Genomic DNA, 2584 nt, shown 5'->3' with positions numbered 1-2584 from the left:
CAGTGCGAAGCGATGACCATGGTGTGCGCGCAAGTGTTCGGCAACGATGCGACGGTGGCCTTCGCCGGCAGCCAGGGCAATTTCCAGCTCAACGTGTACAAGCCGGTGATGGTCCACAACGTGCTGGAAAGCATCGAGCTGATCGCCGACTCCTGCCTCGCGTTCAACGATCACTGCGCGATCGGCATCGAGCCGAACCTGCCGAAGATCGCGGAGAACCTCGACAAGAACCTGATGCTGGTGACGGCGCTGAATCGCCATATCGGGTATGACAAGGCGGCGGCGATTGCCAAGAAGGCGCATAAGGAAGGGCTGACGCTCAAGGGGGCGGCGCTGGCGCTTGGTTATCTGACGGAGGAGGAATATGCGCGGTGGATTGTGCCGATTGAAATGACGCATCCGAATAAGGATTGAGGGGGAGGTGGGCTGCTGGTCGGGCGGCGGGGGGCTGAGTTTTGGCGCTTCTAGCTGCTGTCGCGGCTGTRCGGGGTTGGCCGTTTACGCACACGGAGGTGTCACTTTTCTTTACTCGCGGCGTGTGTCAAGGTAGTTGTCGCCTCAGCCGTTACGCTGCTTGCTTGTAATTCTCTGCGTTTTTCTGCGCTCGCTCCGGGTTCAGGTACACCGCATCTGGGAGTTCCCAGTTGCGGATGCCCGCGCTCCAACGCTGCGGATTCCGGGCGCGCGCGGCTTCATACAGCGCCGTTCTCTGCGCCAACAGTGCGGTAGCTTTGCCCTGATGCCGCTGGTTTGGCGTGACGTATTTCAGGCCGCTGTGTCGGTGCTCGTCGTTGTACCAGCGCACGAAGCGCAACACCCAGTCACGCGCTTGTTCCAGGCTATCGAACGGGCGCTCCGGCCACATCKGGCAGTACTTCGCCGTACGGAACAACGCTTCGGCATAGGCGTTGTCGTTGCTCACCCTAGGCCGGCTATAGGACGGCACCACGCCTAGGTCATACATCGCTGCCAGCATGGTGGCCCCTTTCATGGCCTTGCCGTTGTCCGAATGCAGTACCAGCGGACGACCTGCCGTTTGCTCCCGCAAACAGCCGTGCATCAGCAGGCGGCTGGCGTGCTCAGCCGTCTGGCTCTCATGCACCTCGTTGGCTACCAGCTTGCGGCTGTAGATGTCCTTCATCATGTACCAGTAGAAGAACTTGCCCTTGACCGTGGTCGGCAGCCAGGTGATGTCCCAACACCACACCTGGTTCGGACCCGTGGCCCGATGCGTCGTCGGCGGGCGCGTGCACGGGGCCTTGCTGCGGCCACGCCGACGGCTTTGTCCCGCTTCATGCAGCACCCGGTAGATCGTCGATACCGATCCCACGTAGATGCCCTCATCCGCCAGCTTTGGCACGATCTGGTGCGGCGTCAGGCTCGCGTAACTTGGCTGGTTCGCCGCCCTCAGCACCGCCTGCCGTTCTGCTTCGCTGAACTTGTTAGCCGGTGCCTCGCGACACGCTTCCAGCCGCCCGTCGGCGGGGGCGTGCCGCCAGCGCTGCAAGGTCCGCTCGGTCAAACCAAGCGCCTCGCAGGCCTTCTCCTGCCGGGCCCCGGCACTCACCGCTTCATCGATCAACTCTATGGCTTCCAAGCGATCCGGGGTGCTGATCAGTCTTCCTCGTCCCGTCCCCAGATCGCTGCGGCTTTTTTTTGCAAGACCAGCAGTGCCGCCGTCTCCGCAAGCGCCGCATTCTTGCGCTTGAGCTCGCGTTCCAGCTCACGCACTCGCCTGCGCGCCGCTTCGTCGTCCCGCCGCTGCGCCAGCGTTCGCTTGACGGGCGTAGCCGCATTGGCCTGCTCGCACGCCTCACGCCATTGCTGAATCTGCTCCGCCTGGATGCCCTTTGCGCGGCAGTACTCCGACAACTCCGCTTCGCTTAGCGGCGCTGTCTCCAACACAACGCGAAACTTGTCCGCGCTGGACCATTGATCACTCTGCTTTCCGTCACCCGGCACAATTCTTCCTGCTTCTCTCGCCATCCTGCGCCAAGTCCGCAAGGTCACTGTCGTGATCCCTGTGGCCTTGGCCAACTCCACTATCGACCGGTTCAGCGGCGGCATCATCTGCTCAACCACCCATTCCCGATGCTCGGTTGCATATCGTGTCATCACCTATTCGCACACCGCCCTCCATTTTGCTTCACTAAGGAAACGGAGGCGACAAGTATCCTGACATGGAGGGCAAGACAAAAAAGTAGGTCGCCGCCCCGCAGGGGTGGTGAAACTGCCTTTGACTTTGAGCCTTTGAAGTTGATTTTGACGTCATGCAGCCGAAGTCGAAGTCGAAATCGAAGCCGAACCAAAAAAACATCAAACCAGCCCCAACGCCCCGATCCCCTCAACATTAAACCTCTCCCTGACCATCACCACCACCCGCCGCGCCAGCGGCAAACTCCTGACGGCTTCCTCCTCGCTCCGCCCGGGAAAGTCCACTTCCGCGCTCCAGTTGCACCCGGTATGGTCAGGCCGGTGCAAGCACACCGCGTGCAACTGGCAACCTTGGCATCCAGGCTGCTCCCGCAGGCAGTCGTTAAGCAAGCGTTTGAGTTCGGGCAGTGGTTTGGTCTGGCGATCCATC

2 protein-coding genes and 1 pseudogene are annotated in these 2584 nt (G+C 61.4%); 1 reads left to right on the top strand and 2 read right to left on the bottom strand.

What is annotated here, in order from left to right; genetic code table 11:
- Window positions 1-414: pseudogene (aspA, locus tag AC1DMG_RS21530) on the top strand (aspartate ammonia-lyase); the annotation flags it as partial.
- Window positions 415-565: 151 nt separating this feature from the next.
- Here aspA and AC1DMG_RS21525 read toward each other — a convergent pair.
- A protein-coding gene (locus AC1DMG_RS21525; protein WP_477181090.1) for an IS3 family transposase occupies window positions 566-2115 on the bottom strand; the annotation gives its coding sequence in 2 pieces (ribosomal slippage) (window positions 566-1629 and window positions 1629-2115; 1551 coding nt in all).
- Between the two features lie 201 nt (window positions 2116-2316).
- Window positions 2317-2584: hypothetical protein (locus tag AC1DMG_RS21520; RefSeq protein WP_441634296.1), on the bottom strand; the 268-nt coding region annotated here is incomplete at its 5' end.

It is taken from the genome of Dyella sp. 01N36 (genome assembly GCF_056399745.1).
The sequence above is the reverse complement of the archived record's forward strand: the minus strand, read 5'-3'. Positions and strand labels throughout refer to the sequence as shown.